This window comes from Bacillus sp. FJAT-18017, from assembly GCF_001278805.1.
Taxonomy (GTDB): Bacteria; Bacillota; Bacilli; order Bacillales; family Cytobacillaceae; genus Bacillus_D.
The window spans coordinates 5,179,720-5,203,271 of record NZ_CP012602.1 but is presented as its reverse complement, the minus strand read 5'-3'; the positions used below and the strand labels follow the sequence as shown (position 1 = coordinate 5,203,271).

At 40.1% G+C, this 23,552-nt stretch carries 25 protein-coding genes and 1 riboswitch; of the genes, 19 read left to right on the top strand and 6 right to left on the bottom strand.

The features are described 5' to 3' along the window. Nucleotides 1-124: 124 nt before the first annotated feature. Together moaC and AM500_RS24360 are read left to right on the top strand one after the other, a co-directional pair. Nucleotides 125-619 carry a cyclic pyranopterin monophosphate synthase MoaC gene (gene moaC / locus AM500_RS24365; RefSeq protein ID WP_053601534.1) on the top strand — a complete coding sequence of 165 codons (495 nt, stop codon included), beginning with the start codon at nt 125-127 and terminating at the stop codon, nt 617-619. 50 nt (nt 620-669) lie between these two features. Beyond that, entirely contained in the window at nt 670-1,341 is a 672-nt protein-coding gene (locus AM500_RS24360) for a redox-sensing transcriptional repressor Rex (protein WP_053601533.1), read from the top strand. Between the two features lie 17 nt (nt 1,342-1,358). Here AM500_RS24360 and AM500_RS24355 read toward each other — a convergent pair whose 3' ends face one another. Next, nucleotides 1,359-1,568, bottom strand: coding sequence for a YdiK family protein (locus AM500_RS24355; protein WP_043932679.1), 210 nt, complete (start codon nt 1,566-1,568; stop codon nt 1,359-1,361). Further along, complete coding sequence (locus AM500_RS24350; protein WP_053601532.1) at nt 1,565-2,299, bottom strand: CPBP family intramembrane glutamic endopeptidase; 735 nt, start codon at nt 2,297-2,299, stop codon at nt 1,565-1,567. The genes AM500_RS24355 and AM500_RS24350 overlap by 4 nt, the downstream gene beginning before the upstream one ends. 329 nt (nt 2,300-2,628) lie before the next feature. Here AM500_RS24350 and groES point away from each other — a divergent pair, with 329 nt between their 5' ends. The 15 genes from groES (at nt 2,629) to AM500_RS24275 (ending at nt 16,008) form a co-directional block, all read left to right on the top strand. After that, a complete protein-coding gene (gene groES, locus AM500_RS24345) occupies nt 2,629-2,913 on the top strand; it encodes a co-chaperone GroES (protein WP_043932677.1) in 285 nt (94 codons plus the stop codon). A gap of 44 nt (nt 2,914-2,957) precedes the next feature. Then, nucleotides 2,958-4,592, top strand: a complete 1,635-nt coding sequence (gene groL, locus AM500_RS24340) for a chaperonin GroEL (RefSeq protein ID WP_053601531.1) — start codon at nt 2,958-2,960, stop codon at nt 4,590-4,592. Between the two features lie 391 nt (nt 4,593-4,983). Further along, nucleotides 4,984-6,051: a methionine ABC transporter ATP-binding protein gene (locus AM500_RS24335; RefSeq protein ID WP_053601530.1), complete on the top strand. Its 1,068-nt coding sequence runs from the start codon at nt 4,984-4,986 to the stop codon at nt 6,049-6,051. Nucleotides 6,052-6,107: 56 nt separating this feature from the next. Next, entirely contained in the window at nt 6,108-6,728 is a 621-nt protein-coding gene (locus AM500_RS24330; RefSeq protein ID WP_231688085.1) for a methionine ABC transporter permease, read from the top strand. Nucleotides 6,729-6,818: 90 nt separating this feature from the next. Next, nucleotides 6,819-7,280: an S-ribosylhomocysteine lyase gene (locus AM500_RS24325; protein WP_053601528.1), complete on the top strand. Its 462-nt coding sequence runs from the start codon at nt 6,819-6,821 to the stop codon at nt 7,278-7,280. A gap of 5 nt (nt 7,281-7,285) precedes the next feature. Beyond that, a complete protein-coding gene (locus AM500_RS24320) occupies nt 7,286-8,056 on the top strand; it encodes an SDR family NAD(P)-dependent oxidoreductase (RefSeq protein WP_053601527.1) in 771 nt (256 codons plus the stop codon). Nucleotides 8,057-8,095: 39 nt separating this feature from the next. After that, entirely contained in the window at nt 8,096-8,944 is an 849-nt protein-coding gene (locus tag AM500_RS24315) for a MetQ/NlpA family ABC transporter substrate-binding protein (protein WP_082347369.1), read from the top strand. A 13-nt stretch (nt 8,945-8,957) separates the two neighbouring features. Continuing rightward, nucleotides 8,958-9,677: a 5'-methylthioadenosine/S-adenosylhomocysteine nucleosidase gene (mtnN, locus tag AM500_RS24310; protein ID WP_053601526.1), complete on the top strand. Its 720-nt coding sequence runs from the start codon at nt 8,958-8,960 to the stop codon at nt 9,675-9,677. 499 nt (nt 9,678-10,176) lie between these two features. Beyond that, the gene (locus AM500_RS24305; RefSeq protein ID WP_053601525.1) at nt 10,177-10,416 is read left to right on the top strand and encodes a sulfurtransferase TusA family protein; all 240 of its coding nucleotides are present in this window, start codon (nt 10,177-10,179) and stop codon (nt 10,414-10,416) included. Nucleotides 10,417-10,453: 37 nt separating this feature from the next. After that, nucleotides 10,454-10,816 (top strand): DsrE family protein, encoded by a 363-nt coding sequence (locus AM500_RS24300; RefSeq protein ID WP_053601524.1) that lies wholly within the window; start codon nt 10,454-10,456, stop codon nt 10,814-10,816. 89 nt (nt 10,817-10,905) lie between these two features. Continuing rightward, the gene (locus AM500_RS24295) at nt 10,906-11,619 is read left to right on the top strand and encodes a sulfurtransferase TusA family protein (RefSeq protein WP_053601523.1); all 714 of its coding nucleotides are present in this window, start codon (nt 10,906-10,908) and stop codon (nt 11,617-11,619) included. 13 nt (nt 11,620-11,632) lie between these two features. Continuing rightward, the gene (locus AM500_RS24290; RefSeq protein WP_053601522.1) at nt 11,633-12,802 is read left to right on the top strand and encodes a cobalamin-independent methionine synthase II family protein; all 1,170 of its coding nucleotides are present in this window, start codon (nt 11,633-11,635) and stop codon (nt 12,800-12,802) included. A gap of 21 nt (nt 12,803-12,823) precedes the next feature. Continuing rightward, entirely contained in the window at nt 12,824-13,276 is a 453-nt protein-coding gene (locus tag AM500_RS24285) for an OsmC family protein (RefSeq protein WP_053601521.1), read from the top strand. A gap of 484 nt (nt 13,277-13,760) precedes the next feature. Further along, a riboswitch (purine riboswitch) is annotated at nt 13,761-13,862 on the top strand. A gap of 129 nt (nt 13,863-13,991) precedes the next feature. Further along, nucleotides 13,992-14,216: a hypothetical protein gene (locus AM500_RS24280; RefSeq protein ID WP_053601520.1), complete on the top strand. Its 225-nt coding sequence runs from the start codon at nt 13,992-13,994 to the stop codon at nt 14,214-14,216. 490 nt (nt 14,217-14,706) lie between these two features. Next, a complete protein-coding gene (locus AM500_RS24275) occupies nt 14,707-16,008 on the top strand; it encodes a YheC/YheD family endospore coat-associated protein (RefSeq protein ID WP_053601519.1) in 1,302 nt (433 codons plus the stop codon). Between the two features lie 472 nt (nt 16,009-16,480). Here AM500_RS24275 and AM500_RS24270 read toward each other — a convergent pair whose 3' ends face one another. Further along, a complete protein-coding gene (locus AM500_RS24270; protein WP_053601518.1) occupies nt 16,481-17,548 on the bottom strand; it encodes a glycosyltransferase family 61 protein in 1,068 nt (355 codons plus the stop codon). A 518-nt stretch (nt 17,549-18,066) separates the two neighbouring features. Here AM500_RS24270 and AM500_RS24265 point away from each other — a divergent pair. Next, nucleotides 18,067-18,762, top strand: a complete 696-nt coding sequence (locus AM500_RS24265) for a glycosyltransferase (RefSeq protein ID WP_053601517.1) — start codon at nt 18,067-18,069, stop codon at nt 18,760-18,762. After that, nucleotides 18,759-19,487, top strand: a complete 729-nt coding sequence (locus AM500_RS24260) for a glycosyltransferase family 2 protein (protein ID WP_053601516.1) — start codon at nt 18,759-18,761, stop codon at nt 19,485-19,487. Before AM500_RS24265 ends, AM500_RS24260 begins: the two co-directional genes overlap by 4 nt. Nucleotides 19,488-20,200: 713 nt before the next feature. On the opposite strand, the gene galE is transcribed toward AM500_RS24260, so the two are convergent. From galE to AM500_RS24240, 3 genes are all read right to left on the bottom strand, one after another. Further along, nucleotides 20,201-21,196: a UDP-glucose 4-epimerase GalE gene (gene galE, locus AM500_RS24250; protein ID WP_053601514.1), complete on the bottom strand. Its 996-nt coding sequence runs from the start codon at nt 21,194-21,196 to the stop codon at nt 20,201-20,203. A gap of 175 nt (nt 21,197-21,371) precedes the next feature. After that, complete coding sequence (locus AM500_RS24245) at nt 21,372-22,652, bottom strand: UDP-glucose dehydrogenase family protein (RefSeq protein ID WP_082347367.1); 1,281 nt, start codon at nt 22,650-22,652, stop codon at nt 21,372-21,374. A 26-nt stretch (nt 22,653-22,678) separates the two neighbouring features. Beyond that, entirely contained in the window at nt 22,679-23,500 is an 822-nt protein-coding gene (locus AM500_RS24240) for a UTP--glucose-1-phosphate uridylyltransferase (protein ID WP_053601513.1), read from the bottom strand. Between the last annotated feature and the right edge of the window lie 52 nt (nt 23,501-23,552).

The window sequence follows — 23,552 nt, the reverse complement described above, 5'->3', positions numbered from 1 at the left end:
AACATAGCCCATACACAATTTGCGGAAAATAGTGTATTATTCAATAAGAAACTAATAATAATATCCATACTATGGATAACTGAACGGTTAAATACAAGGAACCGCACTCGAGAGGAGTATAGCAATGGCTGAATTCACCCATTTTAACGAAGAAGGCCGGGCAAGGATGGTAGATGTCAGCAATAAGCCTGAAACAGTTAGAACCGCAGTTGCCTATTCGAGCATATTAGTGAATAACGAAATATACGAACGAATTACCAACAATCAAATGAAAAAGGGAGATGTTCTTGCGGTAGCCCAGGTGGCAGCAATTATGGCTGCAAAGAAGACGTCTGAAATTATTCCAATGTGCCATCCCATTCCTCTGACGGGTGTGGACATCACGTTCCTATGGGAAGAAGAAAAAGAGGGACATAGGCTGAAAATAGCCGCTGGCGTGAAAACAAAAGGGAATACGGGTGTGGAGATGGAAGCGCTAACTGCAGCCTCCGTATGCGCATTAACCGTTTATGATATGTGCAAGGCAATTGATAAGGGAATGGTTATTGGCCCAACTTATCTTATGGAAAAGACAGGCGGGAAAAATGGGGATTTTAAACGAGATTCTGAATTGGGCTAAAGTAATAAGTCACATTACCTTGGCATGGAAGAGAATTGGGGGATAAAGGGATGAGTGAAACAATGAAAATACCGCAGGCCACAGCAAAACGCCTGCCACTTTATTACAGGTTTTTGAAGAATCTCCATTCGTCTGGAAAGCAACGGGTTTCATCAGCTGAGCTGAGCGAGGCAGTCAAGGTTGATTCAGCTACAATCCGGAGGGACTTTTCTTATTTTGGGGCGCTTGGTAAAAAGGGTTATGGGTACAATGTCAATTATTTGCTCGGTTTTTTTCGAAAGACACTCGATCAAGACGAATTGACAAAGGTTGCACTTATTGGTGTAGGTAATTTGGGAACAGCTTTTTTAAACTATAACTTTTTAAAAAATAACAATACCAGGTTTGAGATGGCGTTTGATGTCGATCCATCAAAAGTTGGGACTAGCATTAGCAATGTTCCAATTTATCATATGGATGAATTGGAAAACCGCTTAAATGTAGACCCCATTTCAGTTGCCATTTTAACTGTACCTGCTTCAGCAGCGCAACCGATTACGGATAAACTTGTTGAAGCTAATGTAAAAGGGATTTTAAATTTTACTCCAGCACGATTGAATGTACCACCGTTCATTAGGGTACATCATATTGATCTAGCGGTTGAATTGCAATCATTAATTTATTTCTTAAAAAATTATCCTACGGTAGATCTTTCAGAAGAAACCGAGGAAGAGAAAAAGTGAGTCCACTTTAAATGGGCTCACTTTTTTTTGTCAGTCTGTGCTCTTTTAATTTTATAATATAACATGATGATCCTAATTCCGGCTCCCAAATCAAAGGTTGCCAAAATAACGAGGAGCCAGGAAAAGAATCCCCAACCTTCTTGTTTGACATTCTCTATAGCAAAATAAGTAAATAATACGCCTAACAGAATATAAATGAAGGCTGAAAACAATGGTGTTGGTCTCATAGGAACCCTCCGATGAAGTTTTGCATTTTTTCTGCTTCACGCATTATTTTTTCAATATCATCTTTAAAGACGATCTGAATAATAACAACCAACGTATTCATGGCAACGTGGGCAAAAATCGGTACGATAATTCTTTTGGTTTTAACATAAAGGTATGCAAAGGTAAAGCCCATGGCGGAATATAAAAGGATATGCTCAAATTCCATATGCGCGGCAGCAAAAATAATAGAGCTGAGAAGTGCGGAAATAAAAAAGTTAAAGCGGCGATGAAGGCTGCCAAAGATGATTTTCCTGAAAACAAGTTCCTCCAGTATTGGCCCTACTATCGAAGTGACAAGTATAACGGCAGGAAAACCAAAAATCATCTCCATAATACCTTGAGTATTTTCCGATCCAGGTTTTATTCCAAGCATTTGCTCGATGATGATGGCAACATATTGTGCGAAGTAGGCAAGAAAAATACCGCCGATTCCCCATTTTAAGATTTCCCTGACATCTTCACCTTGCATCGTATTCAGAGATTCCCTCATTTCCTTGCGAAGGATAAAAAGGATGATAAGAAGTGCACTTATAAAGCTGATCAAAATCCAATAGTTCATGGCGTTAATCCGGGCTGATTGTAAGCTTTCCCCATTCCCCGCAATCAAAAACGCAAGGAGCGGAACACCAACAAGGCTTGAAAGCTGCATTGCAATATAAACAATTAAGACAAATCCATACTCACGTCTCAAGTCAAATACTCCTTTTTATAAATAAAGTACCCTTATCTTTAGTTTGAATGCTTAGTACTTTCATTTCCAGGGATTAAGCGTGGTTCTTTCTATCTCCTGCCTTTGCACTATCCTTAATTCTTTCATAAAGCAAAGTGTATTTCAATCAAGAAAGCTTCGCGCATATCTTTTAAGGGAAAGGAAATACTTTTATGGTGATTTTTTTCATAAAAAATTGACTTCACGCTTGCAAAAGAAATAAGGATTCATTATTATAATAATTGTGTTAGCACTCGAGTTGATAGAGTGCTAATAAAAAATTCTACATATGCTTTGAGGAGGTTGTTCGAATGTTAAAACCACTTGGTGATCGCATTATCATTGAGCTTGTTGAGTCTGAAGAAACGACTGCAAGCGGAATCGTGCTGCCGGATACAGCTAAAGAAAAGCCGCAAGAAGGCAAGGTTGTGGCAGTTGGAACTGGCCGCGTCCTCGACAACGGTGAAAAAGTTGCGCTTGAGGTTTCAGAAGGCGACCGTATTATCTTCTCAAAATACGCTGGTACAGAAGTTAAGTATCAGGGCGCAGAGTATTTGATTCTTCGTGAAAGTGATATTCTTGCTATCATCGGCTAATATAGCAGGACGGATTATGAATAAATACATGGAGGTTTTGAACAATGGCAAAAGACATTTTGTTCAGTGAAGATGCACGCCGCTCGATGCTTCGCGGTGTAGATGCACTTGCAAATGCTGTTAAAGTTACACTTGGACCTAAAGGGCGAAACGTTGTTCTTGAAAAGAAATTCGGTTCTCCGCTTATTACAAACGACGGTGTAACCATTGCGAAAGAAATCGAGCTTGAAGATGCTTTTGAAAACATGGGTGCCAAGCTTGTTGCTGAAGTTGCAAGCAAAACAAATGACGTTGCTGGTGACGGTACCACTACTGCAACTGTTCTTGCGCAGGCGATGATCCGCGAAGGATTGAAGAACGTTACAGCCGGTGCCAACCCAATGGTTCTTCGCAGAGGGATTGAAAAAGCAACCAAGGTTGCTGTTGAGGAATTAAAGGCAATTTCCAAGCCAATTGAAGGAAAAGAATCGATTGCCCAGGTTGCTGCGATTTCTGCTGATAATGATGAAGTCGGCCAATTGATTGCAGAAGCAATGGAACGCGTTGGAAATGACGGCGTTATTACAATCGAAGAATCCAAAGGCTTCACTACAGAGCTCGATGTAGTTGAAGGTATGCAATTTGACCGTGGTTATGCTTCTCCTTACATGGTAACAAACACTGATAAAATGGAAGCTGTCCTTGACAATCCATTTATCTTGATTACTGATAAAAAAATTTCCAATATCCAGGAAATCCTTCCTGTTCTTGAGCAAGTTGTCCAACAGGGCAAGCCGCTCTTGATGATTGCTGAAGATGTTGAAGGCGAAGCTCTTGCTACATTGGTAGTCAACAAGCTCCGTGGCACATTCAACGCTGTTGCTGTTAAGGCTCCTGGTTTCGGTGACCGCCGTAAAGCTATGCTTGAAGATATTGCTGCTCTTACCGGTGCAGAAGTCATTACTGAAGAGCTTGGCCGTGACCTTAAATCAGCAACAATCCAGTCACTGGGCCGCGCGTCCAAGGTTGTTGTAACAAAAGAAAACACTACAATTGTTGAAGGTGCAGGCGACTCTGCTGCAATTTCTGGCCGTGTTAACCAAATCCGCGTCCAACTTGAAGAAACTACTTCCGAATTCGATCGGGAAAAACTTCAAGAGCGCCTTGCTAAACTGGCTGGCGGTGTAGCTGTTATCAAAGTTGGTGCTGCAACTGAAACTGAATTGAAAGAGCGTAAGCTTCGCATCGAAGACGCCTTGAACTCAACTCGAGCTGCAGTTGAAGAAGGTATCGTTTCCGGTGGTGGTGTTGCCCTTCTGAACGTATACAGCAAAGTGGCTGAAATCCAGGCTGAAGGTGATGAAGCAACAGGTGTAAACATCGTTCTTCGTGCTATGGAAGAGCCAGTACGCACAATTGCCCACAATGCAGGCCTTGAAGGTTCTGTTATCGTTGATCGTCTGAAGCGCGAAGAAATCGGCACTGGTTTCAACGCTGCTAATGGCCAATGGGTAAACATGATTGAAGCTGGTATTGTTGATCCAACTAAGGTGACACGTTCAGCGCTTCAAAATGCTGCATCTGTTGCTGCTATGTTCCTTACAACTGAAGCAGTTGTTGCTGACAAGCCAGAACCAGCTGGTGCAGGCGGCGGAATGCCTGACATGGGCGGAATGGGCGGAATGGGCGGCATGATGTAATAAAGCCCTCAAACCCTTGATATATAAGGGCTTTTGAATGGTTTGCTAACAAAATACTAACATAATGTAATTTAAAAGAGGCTTTCTCATTAGTTGACAAACTTTTGAGAATCCTCTTTTTTTATTTTTGTTTACCTTGGAGTATCTATATTATGGTAGGGACTATTTGACGCGTATTCTGAAAGCAACCTCTTCAATCACTAATTCCCCCTTCGAATTATGGTTTAATTTTTACCGATTATTAACATCTACTTAAGGGGTGGTGTCAGCTTCGCTAGTACTACTCCTATTAAAAATTTTTGTTTCAATTCCTAGTATTCTGATGTACAATTACTAAAATGTAATTTTTTGAGTTTTGAGAATATATACGTTTTGGGAGAGGTTGGGCATCATGATTTCTTTATCCACGATTAACGTAACATTTGAAACTAGCTCTCAGTCGGTAACAGCCGTTCAGGATGTCAATTTGCAGGTTGATGCTGGCGATGTTTATGGCATTGTAGGCTACAGCGGGGCCGGGAAGAGTACCCTGGTTCGCGTCATTAACCTGCTGCAACGACCTACATCGGGAAGCGTAAAAGTAAACGGTCAAGATTTGCTCTCCTTGAATCCCAAAGAACTGCGGGTGGCCAGGAAGAAGATCGGGATGATCTTCCAACATTTTAACCTGATGAGTTCTAGAACGATCTTTGACAATGTAGACTACCCTTTAAAAAGCTCCAAGCTTTCCAAGCGGGAAAGAGCCAAGAAAGTTATGGAATTGCTTGAGTTGGTAGGTTTATCGGATAAACGGGATGCTTATCCCTCTCAATTGTCAGGTGGACAGAAGCAGAGGGTAGCCATTGCCAGAGCGCTGGCGAATGACCCGGAAATACTCTTATGCGACGAAGCAACCAGTGCGCTGGATCCCAAAACAACGCTATCCATCCTGAAATTGTTGAAGAAGCTGAATCAAGACCTCGGCCTAACGATCGTTATTATTACGCATGAAATGCTAGTGGTGAAAGAAATATGCAACAAGGTGGCAGTGATGGAAGCGGGTCGGATCATTGAGCAAGGCGATATCGTCTCCATCTTCAGCAGTCCGCAAAATGCATTAACTCGTGATTTCATCAATACGGCGACGCAAGTTGATCAAACATTGGAAAAGCTCGCACAGCATCCGTCATTGGTTCATCTGAAGGATAACGATATCTTGTGCAAGATTTCTTTTATTGGCGATAGTACCAGCGAGCCGATCATTTCGGCGCTTTCCGCTAGGTATAGGGTGACAATCAATCTTTTATTCGCTAATGTGGAAATTTTACAGCAGACACCGATTGGCTTCCTGATTGTTGTTATGTCGGGTACCACCAGCGATCTGGAAGCAGCTCTGCAGTATTTGCAATCGGTTCAGGTGGAGGTTGAATTGATTAATTCCCGTCTTCTGCAGAACAGCAAAGTAGGTGATCCAGTATGAGCGATTTCTTTATGAAATATTTCCCAAATATATGGAGTTTTAGAGAGGAAATCCTCTTGAGCACATATGAAACGATTTATATGGTGGCCGTAACCTCGTTATTTTCCGTATTATTCGGCATATTGTTTGGCATTACCCTGGTTGTCGTAGATAAAGGTGGGATTCTGGAGAATAGGCCGATTTATAGTATCGTTGAAAAAGTAATTAACCTGTTCAGATCCATTCCGTTTATCATTCTCATCGCCGTTCTCGTTCCTGTTACCCGTATTATCGTAGGGACATCGATCGGCATGCATGCGGCTATCGTTCCTTTGGTCATAGGTATAGTACCTTTCTATGCAAGACAAATACAAAATGCGTTGGTAGAAGTAGATCCGGGAATTATTGAGGCGGCTCAATCCATGGGTTCGGGGCCAATTGAGATTATATTCCGTGTTTATCTGAAAGAGGGCATGGCAGGAATTATCCGCGCTTCTTCGGTTACGATCATTAACCTGATCGGGCTGACGACAATGGCGGGTGCTATTGGCTCAGGAGGATTAGGCAGTCTGGCGATTAATCAGGGGTATAACCGATTCCAGACGGATATTACACTTGTAGCAACGATTTTGATTCTGATTCTGGTGTTTGCATGCCAATTCATCGGTGATTATTTCACCAAAAAATCGACTCATTAACAACTAGCACATATCGATTTATACAGTATGCTGCCTTGGGTTACGTACTGAAATAAATATACAATACTATCGGAAAAGGACTGAATTACAATGGCAAAAGTAGAAAGCTTCCAATTAGACCATACGATCGTAAAGGCTCCTTATGTCAGAGCTGCGGGAGTCGAGCGCGATGAGAAAGGCAGTACCTTGCAAAAATATGATCTGCGTTTCCTGCAACCGAATCAAGATGCGATTCCGACGGCTGCGCTACATACACTTGAACATTTGTTGGCTACATATATGAGAGATGAAATTCAAGGCATCATCGATATATCACCTATGGGTTGCAGAACGGGATATTACCTGATTCTCTGGAACGAGCATAATCCGGAAGAAATCGCATCCGCATTGGAAAGAACGTTGAAGCGCGTGCTGGAAACGACGGAGGTTCCGGCCGTTTCCGCGTTGGAATGCGGCAATTACAAGGATCATTCGCTGTTCTCCGCACAAGAATACGCGAAGATTGTACTACATGCCGGAATTAGCAGAGATCCGTTCGAAAGGGTATTGTAATTGATATGATTACGCTTGATTTATCGCAACTTACTGCGGTTGTAACCGGCGGCAATTCAGGCATTGGACAAGGTATCGTGCAAATCTTGCTTGAGAGCGGGGCTAAGGTAATCTCTGCCGATCTCGCTTACGCAGACGATTATAAAGTTATTGACGGGCAGTTGTCCGAGTCCAGGCTGGATTTGTCCCGGTCAGAAGATATCTATCGCTGGGCAGATATTGTATTAGAGCAGTCAGGAGTACCAGATATCGTTGTGAATTGCGCCGGCATTTCTACGATGAATTATGTCATTGACAGCAAGCTGGAAGACTGGGAAAAGGTATTCTCAATCAATTCCACCGGACTGTACCTGGTATCCAAAATTTTTGCGAAGAAGATGGTTGAGGCCGGGAAGCCGGGTAGAATCATACAGATGGCTTCACAAGCCGGAAAGAACGGATATCGTACCATGGGTGGATATTGCGCGTCCAAGCATGCTGTTCTTGGATTAACGAAAGTCATGGCGATTGAACTTGCGCAGTATAAAATTCTGGTTAATGCGGTATGCCCAGGCATTGTCGAAACGCCGATGAAGCATCGAGAACGCATAGAAGGCGGATTAATCCGCAAGATGACCGCCGAGGAAATCTATGCCGAGGATTGCTCACAGGTACCGCTCGGAAGGACCGCCGAGGTTCAAGATGTTGCAAATGTCGTGTTGTTTCTGGCTAGCCCATTATCTTCATATATGACAGGCCAGGCCATCAATGTAACCGGCGGCATGACAATGCATTAGGGCAATAATATGTCATTTTAGTCTAGGGGGAGAAAGTATATGAATATAAAAAAATTATTGGGCAGATTTGCTCTCGGCTTGACATTGACACTGTTGGTAACTGGCTGCGGAAGCAAGGCATCAAGCGACGGCCAGACAATCGTCATAGGTTCAATGGGTTCTGACGCCCAGATTTGGAAGCATATAGCGCAGTCTCAGGCGGCCAAGGATGCCAACCTCAATATCGAAGTCAAGGAAATCAATGGTGGAGTTGTAATGAATAACGCAACCAAAGAGGGAGAGGTTGACGTGAATGCCTTCCAATCCTGGGGTTACTTGGTTAGCTACAATAATGACAGCAATGCCAACCTTGTTGCGGTATCGACGACTTACCTTGAACCAATGGGAATTTATTCGCAGAACATCAAGAATATCAATGACGTCCCGGACGGCGCGCTAGTCGCCTTGGCTGATAACCCGGCCAATACATCTAGAGGATTAAAAGTATTGGAAGCGTCCGGACTGATCAAGTTAAAGGACGGCTTCAATGAGGGGACAGGTTCGGTAAACGATATCGCAGAGAACCCTAAAAACCTAAAATTCAAATTGATTGACGACACGACTGGTCCGCGGGTGATTCAAGACGTGGATCTTGTATTGATTAGTAATACGGTCGCGATGGAAGGCGGACTTAACGTATTGAAGGACTCCCTGTTCCATGAAGAAGTTTCCGCAGATACAAAAAGCAGTATCAACGTGCTTGTGACCACCTCTGATAAAAAGGATGATCCTGGCATCTTGAAATTAGCTGAATTGTATCATAATGACGATACTCAAAAGTATATAGAACAAGAATTCGGTGGCACGAAGGTGCCTGTAAGTAAGCCGATTTCATTCCTTGAAGAATAGAGAGGCTCTGATTATGAGAATTGCAATTATCACGGCGATGGAGGAGGAAATGGCTCCTTTTCGCATTGAATCACGAATCACGGCAAGGTCACAGGTAGGCAAGGTTATCGTTGAAGAAGCAATCTATCGTGACCAGCCTCTGATTCTAGTAGAAAGTGGTATCGGCAAGGTCAATGCGGCTGTCGCAGTTACGCTGCTTATCGAACGATATAAACCGGATTTGATCATCAATGCAGGTTCGTCGGGTGCATTTGCCGAGGGATTAAAGGTGGGTGACGTCGTTGTCGCTACGCAATATAGGTATGGCGATGTCGATGCTACTTGCTTTGGTTATGAGCATGGCCAGGTTCCGCAAATGCCGGCGAAATATGATCTAGACGATAACTGGCTGGATGTAGTAAGACAAGCTGCTGCCGAAGCAGATGATCTCCCATATTCACTCGATTTCGGATTAATATTGACGCTAGATTCCTTCATGAGTGAATCAGATCGAGTCGAATGGATCAAATCGACTTTTCCTTCCGTTAAGGTATCAGATATGGAAGGACTCGCCATTGTGCAAGCTGCTGCCCAATATGGTATTCCGGTGTTAGCCATCAAGGTGGTATCGGATATTACCGGTCATGGCGGTGATACGGCTGATAGTTTCGATGAAAATCTGGATGCCGTAGCCAAGCATGCTGCGCACTTTACTGGCCTGCTGGTTCAGCAGATTCTGTCGAGCGCCGTGTAGCTAAATTAAGGCGTCCCACCAACAAACCGCATTTATCTATACTCAGGGGGTAAAAGTATCTTAATTTGAATAGGGTTTTACTTTGAAGATATGTAAACCACGTATTCGTCTTGGCAACAAGTCTAGCGAATTCTAGAACTGTTTGTTGTCTTGGTAATTCTTACGGGCGGCATGATGTAATAGCCGCTTAAAATGGCTAAAACTGTTTTTCACAAATCAATAATAGAAGCATTTTTACTAGAAACCACTTTCCTTAAATGGGAAGTGGTTTTTTAGTTGTCACCTACTGTCTATCAAAAAGTTGTCATAATTAGGATTAGCCTGCTTTTTTATGTTAAAGCCTTGTTTTTTGGAGTAAAACGCCCATTTATCTATAGAGTAGATTAGTTTTAATAGAGGTTATCGATAAAATGAATTTAAAATAGAAAAATTCTAAGCTTATACTTAAAGTGTAAAAAAGCTAGGTTTATAATTGGCAAATGTGAAGGGAACGAAAAAAATGGGAAAGCAATATTCACCAATAGTGACCTATGATGCGGGCCCGACAGGTTGCGGCGAGTTAATTATGAATTTGTTTTTAACAATGAGAAAAATGAACAGCGGCGAAATTATTGAAGTTATCTCTTATGACACAGGTGCTCGGGAGGATATCCCTGCCTGGTGCCGCTTGCAAAATCACCATCTGCTAGAGCGGGATGATGATGGCAATGTAAGCCATTATTTCATTAAAAAAGGATGATTCTGTCTTTTTAATAGAAAATTTTAGGAGGATTACCATGTCAAAAAAATTCTTAGTCAGTTTAACAAATGCAAAAAATAATCCAGATAAAGCCACGGTTGGATTTGTTGTTGCGAATGCAGCAGTTGCTTCAGGGCAAGAAACGGTTGTCTTTTTAAATGTTGAAGGTGCCTACCTCGGTTCAAAGGGCTATGCCGATGATATTCATGAAGAAGGGTTTGCTCCATTAAAACAGCTTATGGACCAATTTATTGAAGCAGGCGGAGTTATTTGGGTATGCAGTCCATGTTTCAAAAAGCGTAATTTTACTGAAGAGGATTTACTTGAAGGAGCTACTATTGTTGGCGGGGCAAAAGTCGTTGAATTCTTGAGCTTGGGTGCTGCTTCTATAACTTATTAGTAGAGTTCGGAGATAATGAGGAGCGACGAAAAAAGGCTTTGTTGCCGCAGTCGTTAGTGTAAAAGGTAACAAGGAAAAAAGGTGATGTTATGGAGAATCCAAAAGCGGTTTGCGATGGCGGAGATTTGGATTGTGGTTCAGGTCTATTGTTAATCATCAAAAAGGCGATGGATCCCTTAGAAAATGCAGAAGTGCTGGAAGTCCGCAGCCGGGAGCGGACGGTTGCGGAGGACCTGCCTGCGTGGTGCCGGATGGTTGACCATGCATTTCTCGGATCTGAACAGGGAGACAACACAACACGATATTTTATTCGGAAAGGCTCCCAACAGGAAGAATTAGTATCGGATCTCGAGGCTGCAAAAGGGTACAAATGGAATGTACGTGTTCAAGGTGAGAAATCTTTAACCGCAAAGGTCCATTCCAGAAACCACACGTTTAAAGCTGGGCAACCTGCTGATTTTAGTCCCAAGGTAGATGCACCCAGCGCAATTGATTATTTGCTCGGGGCACTTGCTTCAGATTTAGCGGTTGGCTTCAAGGCTCAAGCGTCTAGAAGAAATATTGAAATTGATCAATTGGAAGTTTCCATTAAAGCCGGATTGGGAAATGTTCTTTTTCATTTGGAGTTAGAGGATGGAGGAAGTCCGGCGATTCAGGAGATTAGCGGGACTTTTTATGTTTCATCACCAAAGCTAGAAGAGGAATTAGAAAGACTTTGGGAAACAACGCTTGAACGGTCTCCGATTTATCAAACTCTGACCCAATCAATCAACATCAATATACAATTCAAGATTGTGTATTGAGGAGGTAATATAAATGGTTTTACCCAAATTTCCTGTAACAGTCATTGGCAGCTGGCCGCGCTCGAAAGAGGTTCAGAGAGCCTTGCGTGATAAGCGTGCAGGGCGAATAACGGATGAAGAATTTCAGACGGTTGCAAATCAAGCAGTCCTTCAATGCCTGAAGTGGCAAGAAGAGGCAGGAGTTGATATTGTTTCTGATGGTGAACAACGGCGGGACAATTATATTTCATTTGTAGCTGAACATTTGAACAATGTCCGTATGCTAAGTGTTTCCGAGTTGCTGGATTATGTAGAGGATAAATCAAGTTTTGAAGAAATATTAGGAACGCTGGATGTTCCGGCTTTTTCAATGTCCAATCCTGCCGCGACGGGCAAGATCAGCCGCAAAAAACCTCTCGCATTAGATGACTTTTTATTTTTAAAGCAACATACAGACAAGGCGGTTAAAGTGACGCTGCCTGGTCCCTATTTGTTAACAAGGTCAATGTGGATTGAAGGGTTGTCGACTGATGCGTATCCAACAAAAGAGGATTTGTCCAAAGATATTGTAAGTGTCTTGCGTGAAGAACTGGAGGACCTCATTGCGGCGGGAGTGCAGTTTGTCCAATTTGATGAGCCTGTCCTAACAGAAGTTGTATTTACAAAAAAAAATGCAAACCGAACGTTCATGTGCGGAGCGCTAACGGCCAAAGCGGATGCAGAAGAGGAGTTGGCATTTGCTTTAGAGCTGATTAATAAAGTTACTAATGGAATGCTGGGAAGAGGCACAACCATTGGCGTTCATATATGCCGCGGGAACTGGAGCACGCAAGATGAAATTTTGTTGCGTGGTCCGTACTTTCCATTAATTCCTTATTTGGAAAAGGCAAATGTTGACCAGCTGGCACTTGAATATGCGACACCCAGGGCTGGTGAAATTGATGCCATTAGAAATATTGGCGGCAAAACACTAGGGTTTGGAGTCATCAATCCTAGAACTGTCGATGTTGAATCTGCCGATGATATTGTCGCACGCGTAGAAGAGATAAGAGCGATAGTGCCAGATGATAAAATCTTTTTAAATCCGGACTGTGGATTTGGGACCTTTGCACAGCGTCCAATGAATAGTGATGAAGTAGCATTCGAAAAGCTAAAAGCAATGGCAGAGGCTGCGAAAAAACTTCGGGAAATGGCGAGCGTATGATTAGCGTGAGGAGTGAATAGAATGGGACAACAAATGATGGTTAAAGTAGAAGGAATCGGAAATGGAATGCGAACCGATTTAGTGGCAGGCAAGCACAAGATTGCAATTGATGAACCAGTAGCAATGGGCGGGAAAGATTCCGCCATGGACCCACTCTCAACTTTTTTAGCATCACTGATTGGCTGTGAAAACGTCATGGCCCAAATCATCGCCAAGGAAATGGACTTTGACCTACGTGGAATTTCATTTGAAGCAGAGGGAGACCTTGATATTAGCGGGTTAATGGGTAATTTGGACGTAAAGCCTTATTTCCAAAAAGTAATCATTAAAGCAGTTGTTGAAACATCGGAATCTCAAGACAGAATTGATGAAATGCGTGCTGCCGTTGATTTGCGATGCCCAGTCTTTAGGACCATTAAAGATGCGGGAATTCCAGTCGAAAACCAGTGGGTAAAAGCGACTGTGGAAGTGTAAGTCTCCTTTTCAGCCGGTCTCCTTAAGTGGGACCGGCAATTTTTCATTAATTACTAGGATAGCCTGGTTTAGCCCCTTATTCCTTAACCAAAATCAAGCTGCGGAGAATGAATTCTCTCGCAGCTTTAACATTTGTAATTCCTCTATGATGGTTATAAACTCTCCTCCTGCCGGCAGCATGTTGGTAGGTAATGCCGCCTAAACCTTTATAATCCATAGTTGTCTAACGAACGGCAATTAGTATTTAGATGTCTTCCACTAAGTTTTTGTAATTAATAGGAACCTATTTTTTCACGTCCTATATAATATGGTTTGTCTACATCCTTAACAGATATTTCAAAAGTATCTATAGAAAACTAATATTTGGAGTAATACCCTTCATTATTTCTTTAGATTTAAATAAATGACGAATATTAAAATTGATATTCCGGAAAAATATTCGTGCTTTATTGACAGTAAGAATTTCAGACGTTACTATGTGTTAGTAAAAATTAAATATTATTCTAGTATAATATTGGGGATATGGCCCGAAAGTTTCTACCAAGCTGCCGTAAATAGCTTGACTACGAGGTTGTGTATATTTTGTATGGAGATATATTTATTTTTATGTCCATCATCTACCTTCCTGAAGTCAAGCACCGGTATTTTACTCAGTGCTTTTTTTAATTTTTACACAAATGAAATTCAACTAGATTAACAGGGAGGAAGATTTCAAATGGCAAAAGGCACTAAGAAAATTTCGATGATTTTATTCATTGCTTTACTAACTGTGTTTTGGCTGCTGGTAAAGATTAAGCAGCTGCTCGATGTTTTGGACTTGGATAAACCGGACAAATGCGCTCTCAATGTTATACCTGGTGTCGGTAATGACCACCACAGGCGGGAAATCTCCTTGTCCGCGGATTGCCAGGGCTCTTCCTTCCATTTTTTGCTTAAGTAGTAGGCTTCATATCTGGCCACTTTCCATTCATTATTTTTTCAGAGTATAACGAGCGCTGGATCTCCACGAAGAAGCTCCACTACAAATGTTTTCGGCTCCTCGTGTGCCTGGCAATCTCGATAAAACGCGTACGTTTCCAAATCATAAAAGCATCCGGTTCCATATAGCCTTTGCCATAACTCTACAATTTTCAGGAAGTGCGGAATCTTGGCGGAATCCTTTTTGATAGGATTAGTCAGTCTCGAATCTATATGCTCAACTAATGTCTTCTCCAAAGGAGATTAGTGGGAAGAGCCGTATGCGAAGATCCGCACGAACGGTTCTGTGAGAGGGGTGGTCAGAGATGACGACCCCTACTCGATTTGTTAGAAGGTACTGCTGCGGATAGGCGAAGGTCGATTTTTAGTCGACCAACAATATTAGACTGCACCGGAGAATATAATGAAAACAAATCCCCTGTATTTAATGTACCAGAGAGGATGTGCTAGCCGTGAAGTTTTATTTTGAAAATACCGGGCAGCCTGATATTGTGTTTTTGCCGAGAAAACAGATTGTGGAGTATCAATTAAAAAAGGGCTGGTATTGGCTCCATATTGGAAAATGGTCCAAAAAGGTGAAGATAAAAGAGGTTGAGGGTTTGGAGGATCAGTCCATAGGGGTGAGTAGGCAAATTGATTTTCCTTTTGAACTGCCTGATTTAAGCTATGAGATCTCGGTTGATGATAACGGAATTCACATAGGACCAGTCATTGCGATGATTCTAACAAACAAGAAACTAACGCCTAAAAGGCTGGAAAGCTTGAAGCCTTACTTTAAACAATATGAAAGCGTCAATGGTTTAGCTTATCTAGCACGTTGGTCAGATTTTAATTGGAAAACCCAAACGGTCAAAGGATATTGTTATTCGCCAGATTCTCAGGGGGAACCAAACTGGGTGAGTGGTACGTTTCCCTTGCCAGATGTCATCTATAAACGAAAAAATCCGCCTAACGAGTTTGAGGAACAGTTGAGCGAAAAATATAAAGGGAAGGTTTTCAACTCGTATATGTTTAACAAATGGGAATTTCACGATGCCCTAATGGAATCAGATGAAACGAGGCCCTACATTTTACCCACCTGCCAATATACTGATCCCCATCACTTATTAGAAATGTTAAATACTCATGATGAGATATACTTAAAACCGGTTAAAGGCTCGCTCGGGAACGGTATTTTCCAAGTCGTAAACCTCCGCAGCCATTATGAAGTGATATTCGGAAACGGGCAAAAACAAATAGCTAAGAAGGAGGGAATTGAGCATTTTTGTGAACAAATGCTCACCCGAAAAAAATATCTAATCCAAAAAGCCGTTACCTCAAAAAACCAAAGCAAGAAAGTCGACTTTAGGGTCATCATGCAAAAAGACGAGACAAAAGAATGGAAATGCACGACAATCATTGCCAGGTATGGAAAGCCAAAACACATTATTACAAATGATGCAGATTCACTTATAATTGGGATAGAGGCCCTTGAAAAAGTATTTCAATTGAAACACAACGTCGCAATTGAAAAACAAAAAGAAGTCATTTCAATTTGTAAAAAGGTTTGTCTTCAATTGGAGGCTGTTTTTGGGGTTTATGGTGATTTAGGTTTCGATGTCATTATTGATGAAGAGTTAAAACCATGGGTACTAGAGGCCAATAAATTTCACGCACATACGATGATCCTGGATGTAGATGAGGGTAATATGGAAATGTATGAAACGATAGTGAGTACGCCGTTGTTGTATGCAAAATCATTGGCGGGGTTATAGTATTAGACAGCAGTAGATTAAAAAAGTTTTAGTGTATAATTTTTATACCAATAGATATTAGTAAAACAATTAGAAAAAGAATATTGATGATATATGCAATCTCAAGAGGCCAGTTCTTAGAAGAATGATGTGGTACCCTGTGTTAAAGTATTCATTTTCAGTATCTTTAAAACCCACATTCTCTGAAGATTATTTATATTTTTGTTGTCTTTTTTACAACTCGATACAAATTTTAAAGAAGTTTACTGAAAGAGGAGAACTCATTTTAATCAAAGTTAAATAGGCTACTAAATCTCGATATCCGTCTATTCCTTGAAAAATCTCATTAATGCCTTTATTCCTTGCTTTGTTTAAAGTGGGCCTTTGATATATTTAAATTACTTAGAATCCCGCCGTTATTAATAATAATAGGGTGATTCATTTAGATTTGTGAGTATGGTGCTAGTAGCAAAGTGAACATCAAATACATTTATTATATGACTTTTTTTAGGAGACGAATAAACCGAGGGATGTCAATTTTAAGGTTATCAAAACCAGACCAATCCTGACCTGCAAAAGCGGGATCCGGTTCGCCTAATTGCCCAATATAATAGAAATATTGTAAGTGACCAAATGAACTTATAACCCAATAAAGGGAAGTAATATAGGTTGGAGGAAATATTTCAACAACTTTTGTGTCTAGTTGGCAAAATGTTAAATTCGTCAAGCCTGCTCCATGCGGTGCAATAATGACTTCAGCGGCTGAAAAGAGTCTGACTTGTTCGGCTACAGAGACCTTTTCAAGTTCCATTTTTACGAAACCATAATCTTTAAGCACATCCATTAATTCATCTTCATTCAAGATTCTTCTGTACCATTTCCGGCTAATATAGAGTCGAATCCGATCAAAGTTGTTGCTTTGCACCAAAAACGTTTTACGTAAATAATCATAAGCCCACTTTGTTGCGAACGATGGTTGTGAGGGCACAATCAGATTTTCAGCTTGTATATGGAAGTGATTGTCGGTTTTTATTATTTTATCCAATTCTACACCTATATGCTGCAACGTTTCAGCTTGAAACGACAAATCATTAGGTTCCGATTTCACAATAAATCGATTGACCTCTATGCCACTCTGTTCTATTAAGTGTACACGGGAAATGACTTCGTACATCCAGTGATAATAATTTCCCCCTACTACGTGGGTTAAATCAGCTACTTTTTTATAGTAGTCTGATATTATAGGGAGAGTTTTTTCTTTGAAAATGGAATGATTTGTATGAGGATTTACCATTTCTAAGGATACATCCCATAATAGACTATTGTCCTGGGTAATAATTGCACCGTTTAAACCCCAAACACGACCATTTGGGATAATCGCAACATACCCTTCCTGTAAACGATTTGGATATCTTGCTGGTGGGCGATTAATTTTTTTTAGAAAGGTAGAAGGGGGGTATATGATTTTTAAATTTTTATCTAGCAAAGTATCCTCAGAAACTTCTGCACTCCACTCTCTAATTGAGTTATAAATTTTAGGGGGTGGCAAAAATATCCTCAAAGAATCACCTCCATTATTTGACTAATTTACTTCATTAGTTTTTCGGCACGTTAATAGTAAGTTTAGGACTAGGTAATTACACCCGCACGCTTTTTAACTCATTTATTAAAATTCTATAGTTTGAGTTTAACTCAAAGAACTTATTCTTGTTTTAATAAGTGCTGGGAGTTGCCATTTACCCATACCTCTGAAATATTTTCTAAACGAGCAATTAACATACTAGACCTAGCTATAAAAATTTATGATTATAACCGGAAGATCACCAACAAAAGAATACCTTTAACTAGAGTCACTTTTTTGACCTAAAAAAGGAGTAAACATTAGTTGGTTGGAGCAGGTAGTTGGTGTAAATCATAAACATTTCTCTTTTAAACCAGGTGAGCATCTAACCCCCTCCTATTCAGACTTGTGCTGAATATTCTTACATTCCCAGCCTATAATTTTTTGTTACTAACATAATTTCGTTACTTACTTAATATAAAAGAAACAAATAATTGTTGTAGGGAGGGGGTGAAATTTTGGTCACGGTTGTGACAAGTACGAAGAGAGGGCATATGTTTGAAAACGTCATTGACAATTTTTCAAGGCAAAACTTGGAGAGAAAAGAACTTATTATTGTTATAAATAATAATAATATAAAAATGTTCAAACCAACTAACCCTAATATCCGCGTGTTTCAACTAGATGAATCAAAGACATTGGGAGAATGTCTTAACTTTGGCTTCAAACATGCGCGTTATCCTGTAGTGGCCAAATTTGATGATGACGATTATTATTCTCCAGATTATTTATCGAGTTCGATTCGGTTTATGGAAAAAACTGGTGCGGGTGTTGTTGGGAAATCTAGCATTTTCGTTTATTTTAAGAAAGATCAATTATTAACGTTGTATCGTCCAAAAATGATTGAGTTTTTTATAAAAAGAAAAAAGTGTTATTTGGCTGGCGGTACATTAGTTATTAAAAGAGAAGTGTTTGGGAAAGTTATGTTCCGCTCAGTAAATCATGGGGAAGATATCCAATTTCAAAAAGACTGTCTTGACCAAAAAATCACCTTATATTCTGGCAGCTTTTATGACTACGTTTTGATTCGATATGAAGAAAATCATCAGCATTCTTGGCAAGTGAATGACGAGATTTTTCAAAAGCAATGTAAGTCGATTGCTGTAACAAAGACGTTTGAGGAATTTGTTTGGAAGAGAGGAGGGAAACGGTGATTTCTGTGATTATCTGTACAAATCGTGGAGATTTTTTGCAAAACATTCTCTCTAATTTTAAAAAACAATCTATAAAGGATAAGGAACTGATACTTATTGTGAATTCTTCTACGGTAAATTTGAACAACGTTCAACAAGATATTGAGGATCATCACATAAATAAGTATGAATTATTGCAATTTCCTGATCAGATAAGCTTGGGAGAATGTTTAAATAAAGGGGTCCATGCTGCATCTTTTGAATATATTGGAAAAATGGATGATGATGACTATTACAGTCCAACTTATCTTAAGGAAACATACGAGACCCTTGTCCAAACAAAGGCAGATGTTGTTGGGAAAGGCAGTTTTTATATTTATTTCAAAAGAAATCATGAATTACGTTTATACAACCCCAAACATGAGAATCTATGGATTGTAAATAATGGCAGTAACCAATACAAATCCTCTTATTTTTTAAGTGGAGGCACACTTACTTTTAAAAAAGATGTAATAAAAAGGGTTCCCTTTCCTGCTGTAAATATAGGTGAAGATAGTGGTTTTCAACAGAAATGCTTCGAACAGGGGATGAAAATGTACTCTTCATCTAAAGAGAATTATGCGTATATAAGACACTCGCAGCCTAAACATCATCACTCAGATGTAACGGAGGATCTATTAAAAAGAAGAAGTGTTTTTACTGCCATTACACGATCACCTGGAGGCTTTTTTAAAGAAAGGCAGTGACATTTGATCCACTGCCTTCCTTATTTCTAAAGAATTAATCTTATGGGTGTGAATTAGATTGGCAAGATATCTATTCATCCATCCAACAATTCAATTGAAAAGTGTTCAATATCTTTACACCGGATGACTGTTAATTCTTTACCGACAATAGGTGAGATTCCACCAGGCTCAAGAATTTTAACGCAGCAGTCCTTTGTAACCTTTAGTAGTTCTCCAGTAATCAAATTACTCGATTTTGTATTAATGATTACCTCGTTTCCCTCAAATTTTTTTAAAATCTTACATAAACAATCCTTCTTGCAACCGGTACAGTGTTTTTTGTCATGATAATGCCCCATTTCACCATTCCTTTCTTAAAAAGTTTTCATGTCATTATATTCAAAACCTCTAGAAGGGACAGGGCGATTTACATACAAAGTTAGTGTGTTTTATATTCTTTGTAGTTTTTGTAATAAAATCAGGCTCATCTATTAATCTCGTAAGAAACCATAAGAATTATGCAGTTTCTAAAATGCCTATGAAGCCAATAGATTAGGAGAAGTTTTATGCTACCTCTACTATTCTCATTTTGATGTGAAAGTTAAGGTAGCAAGAATCTTCAATACCTATTCAGCAGGTCTGGCAAATGATAATGGCCGGGAAATTTCAAATTTCGTCACCCAAGCCTTAAGGGGGGGATGACATAACAGCGTATGGGGAATAAACTCTCGTATTTATTGAATGTCATTCTCATATCCGTCGGGATATTTTTCGTGCCATTTCCAAGCAGATAGGATAATTTGAGTCAAATCGTATTTTGACTTCCATCCTAGCAGCCTTTTTATTTTCTCAGACGAGGCTACTAACTTTGGGGGGTCCCCAGCTCTTCGTTCCAAAAAACGTATCGTTGCTTTTTTTCCTGTAACCATTTCACAAGTCTTAATTACATCTAGAACAGAATGACCTAGTTCATTACCAAGATTAAAAATCTCTGAACAGTGCTGCTGCTTAACTAAATATTCCAATGCTAAAATATGTGCTCTTGAAAGATCTAAAACATGGATATAATCTCTTATACACGTCCCGTCTGGGGTATTGTAATTATCACCATAAACATCAATATAATCTGATTTTCCTTGAAGATGTCTAAATACATTAGGAATCAAGTGCGTCTCTGGTTTATGATCTTCTCCTATTTCACCAGAAAAATGGGCACCACCGACATTAAAATAACGTAAGCTTACAAAATTTAGGCCATGACTATTAAAAAGGTCTTGTAATATTATTTCTATCATTCTTTTTGAGTGTCCATAAGGGTTGATGGGGGAGGTAAGATGGTTTTCGGAAATTACGGAAGAATCTGGGACTCCATAAGTCGCACAGGTAGAAGAGAATACGAAATGTTTAACATTATATTCGAGCATTTTATTTAAGATGCAAATTGTATTACAGACATTATTTTGATAGTACTTTAAGGGGGTTTGTACAGATTCGCCAACTAAACAATTAGCTGAAAAATGCATTACGGCTTTAATTGGCAAGCTTTTAAAAATTTCGTCTAACCTGTTTTCATTACCTAAATCACCGAAGAAAAAGAGGGCTCGCTTATCCACTGCCTGTATGTGTCCGGTTGATAAATTATCTAGAACAGCCACCTGGTACCCCTTATCAAGGAGGTCTTTAGTAACGTGACTTCCGATATATCCAGCGCCGCCAGTGACAAGTATCATTTGTTATCCCACCTTTTACATAAATAATTTTTCCTACTAAGGTATGAAGTTTTACGGGTTAATGTTTGTATTTTTGTCCAGTTAAGATAGGTTTATTGGATTTTTAACCTTAATTAAGATAATAGCGGCGCTTATAAATTATAAAAAAGCTGACTCTATAGTCAGCCAGAGTTTTTTAATGGTTTGCTACTCCAAAATAAAGATACCCCAATTCTACTGCTTTACCTTTATCAATAATATTTCTCCCATCAAAAATATAATGCTGTTTCATTAAACCTTTTAATTGACCCCAATCCAGATTTCGATATTCTTCCCAATCAGTACAGATGATAACCGCATCTGCACCAGTAGCTGCTTCCTGAACGGTTGAACACTGAGTAAACTTGTCAGGTTTGAGTTTAACGATTGGATCATGAACTTTTACATTGCTTTCATGGTTCACCAAATAATCAACGACAGTCAAACTCGGAGATTCTCTCGTATCATCCGTGTTGGGTTTAAAGGCCAATCCAAACACAGCAATGGTTTTATCACTAAGGTCTCCAAGCGAATCCTTTAATTTTTCCATAAAATAGATTGCCTGGGTTCTGTTCACTTCGCTTGCACGTTCAAGGATGGATAGATTGATTCCTTTTTGGCGTGAAGTATGAAGCAAGGCCTCAACATCCTTCGGAAAACATGATCCCCCATAGCCAATGCCTGCTTGAAGGAAATGAGGACCAATCCTATGATCTAGGCCGATCCCTTTTGAAACATCGTTAACGTTTATTCCAAGTACATCACATAATCTCGCCAGTTCGTTCATGAAGGAAATTTTTAATGCCAGAAAGGAATTGGCTGCGTATTTAATCAGTTCAGCTGAGGTTGGGTTGGTTTCGATAATAGGACAAGGAATCTCTTTATACAGTTCCTTCATTATTTGAGTTGCCTTCCTGCTTATTGATCCGATGACAACCCGGTCAGGGTGCAGGGCATCATACAAGGCGGATCCTTCTCTTAAAAATTCAGGATTGGAAACCACATCAAAGGGGACTTCCGAGGTTTGATTTTCTTTTATGATGTTTGAAACGAGCACTGCTGTTCCAACGGGGACAGTACTTTTGTTAACCACTACTTTATACTGATTCATATAAGTTCCAATCGAGCTTGCTGCATTTTTGACATACTGTAAATCTGCGCTTCCATTTGGACTTTGCGGGGTACCAACGCATAAAAAAATAACATCGTTTTGTTTAATGGCTTGCTGTGTATCCGTGGTAAAAGTTATATTTTCGAGGTGTAGATGTTTTAAAAGCAGATCATTTAAACCTGGTTCGTAGAAATGGAGTTTTCCAGATTGTAGAGAGTTCAACTTTCGTTCATCAAGGTCTAGTCCGGTTACTTTGTGGCCCATTTCACAAAAAACGAGCCCAGTGGTTGTCCCGACGTACCCTGTACCAATAATTAAGATCTTCATCATTATCCCCCACTCATTCTAAGTTGTTAATCATCGGCAGTAGAAGATGTACCGCAAATTTGATTAATAAGCTTTACATAGTCTGAAACGGTCGCAATATCGTATCTAGACCCGAGTATTTTCATCCCATAACAGGGGGCATCATGTAACATTAGTTTAATAGCATCTGTTAACTGGATTTCTCCTCCTTTGCCGGGAGGAATTCTCTCTAGAGAATGAAAAATTGAAGGATCTAACACATACCTCCCAATCACAGCTAAATCGGACGGCGGCGAACTATCAGGTTTCTCAATAACATTGGAAATTTTAATAATACCGTCCTTTTGTCTTTCTGGTTCGACAACCCCATATTTGTGGAGGAATTTCCTGTCTACCTTTTTTAATCCAAGAATATTGCTTTTATGGAGATTATATAAATCAATCAACTGCCGTAAAGCTGGTTTTGCATCGGAAAGAATGATTTCATCAGGAAGCATCACGGCAAAAGGTTCGTTTCCGATAAACTGTTTGCCTAGAAGGATGGCATCCCCCAAACCTCTTGCATATGGTTGTCTTACATATTGAATATGAACTTTAGGCAGTTCAAGTTTCTCTAATAAATGGTGTTTCCCGCTTGAGGCTAGATGATTCTCTAATTCTGGACAATGGTCGTAATAATCCAGAATTATATTTTTAGAGCGTGAAACAACGATTAGAATCTCTTTTATCCCTGATTTTATGGCCTCGTCAATAACATAGTCGAGGGCGGGGCGTCCACAGATAGGCAGCATTTCCTTCGGTAATACTTTCGTAATCGGTAAATTTCGCGTACCATATCCAGCCGCTGGGATAATTGCTTTTTTCACCATGTTAATCCCCCTCCTTTCAAGATGATTCTGATTTTAATATATTCAATTTTGT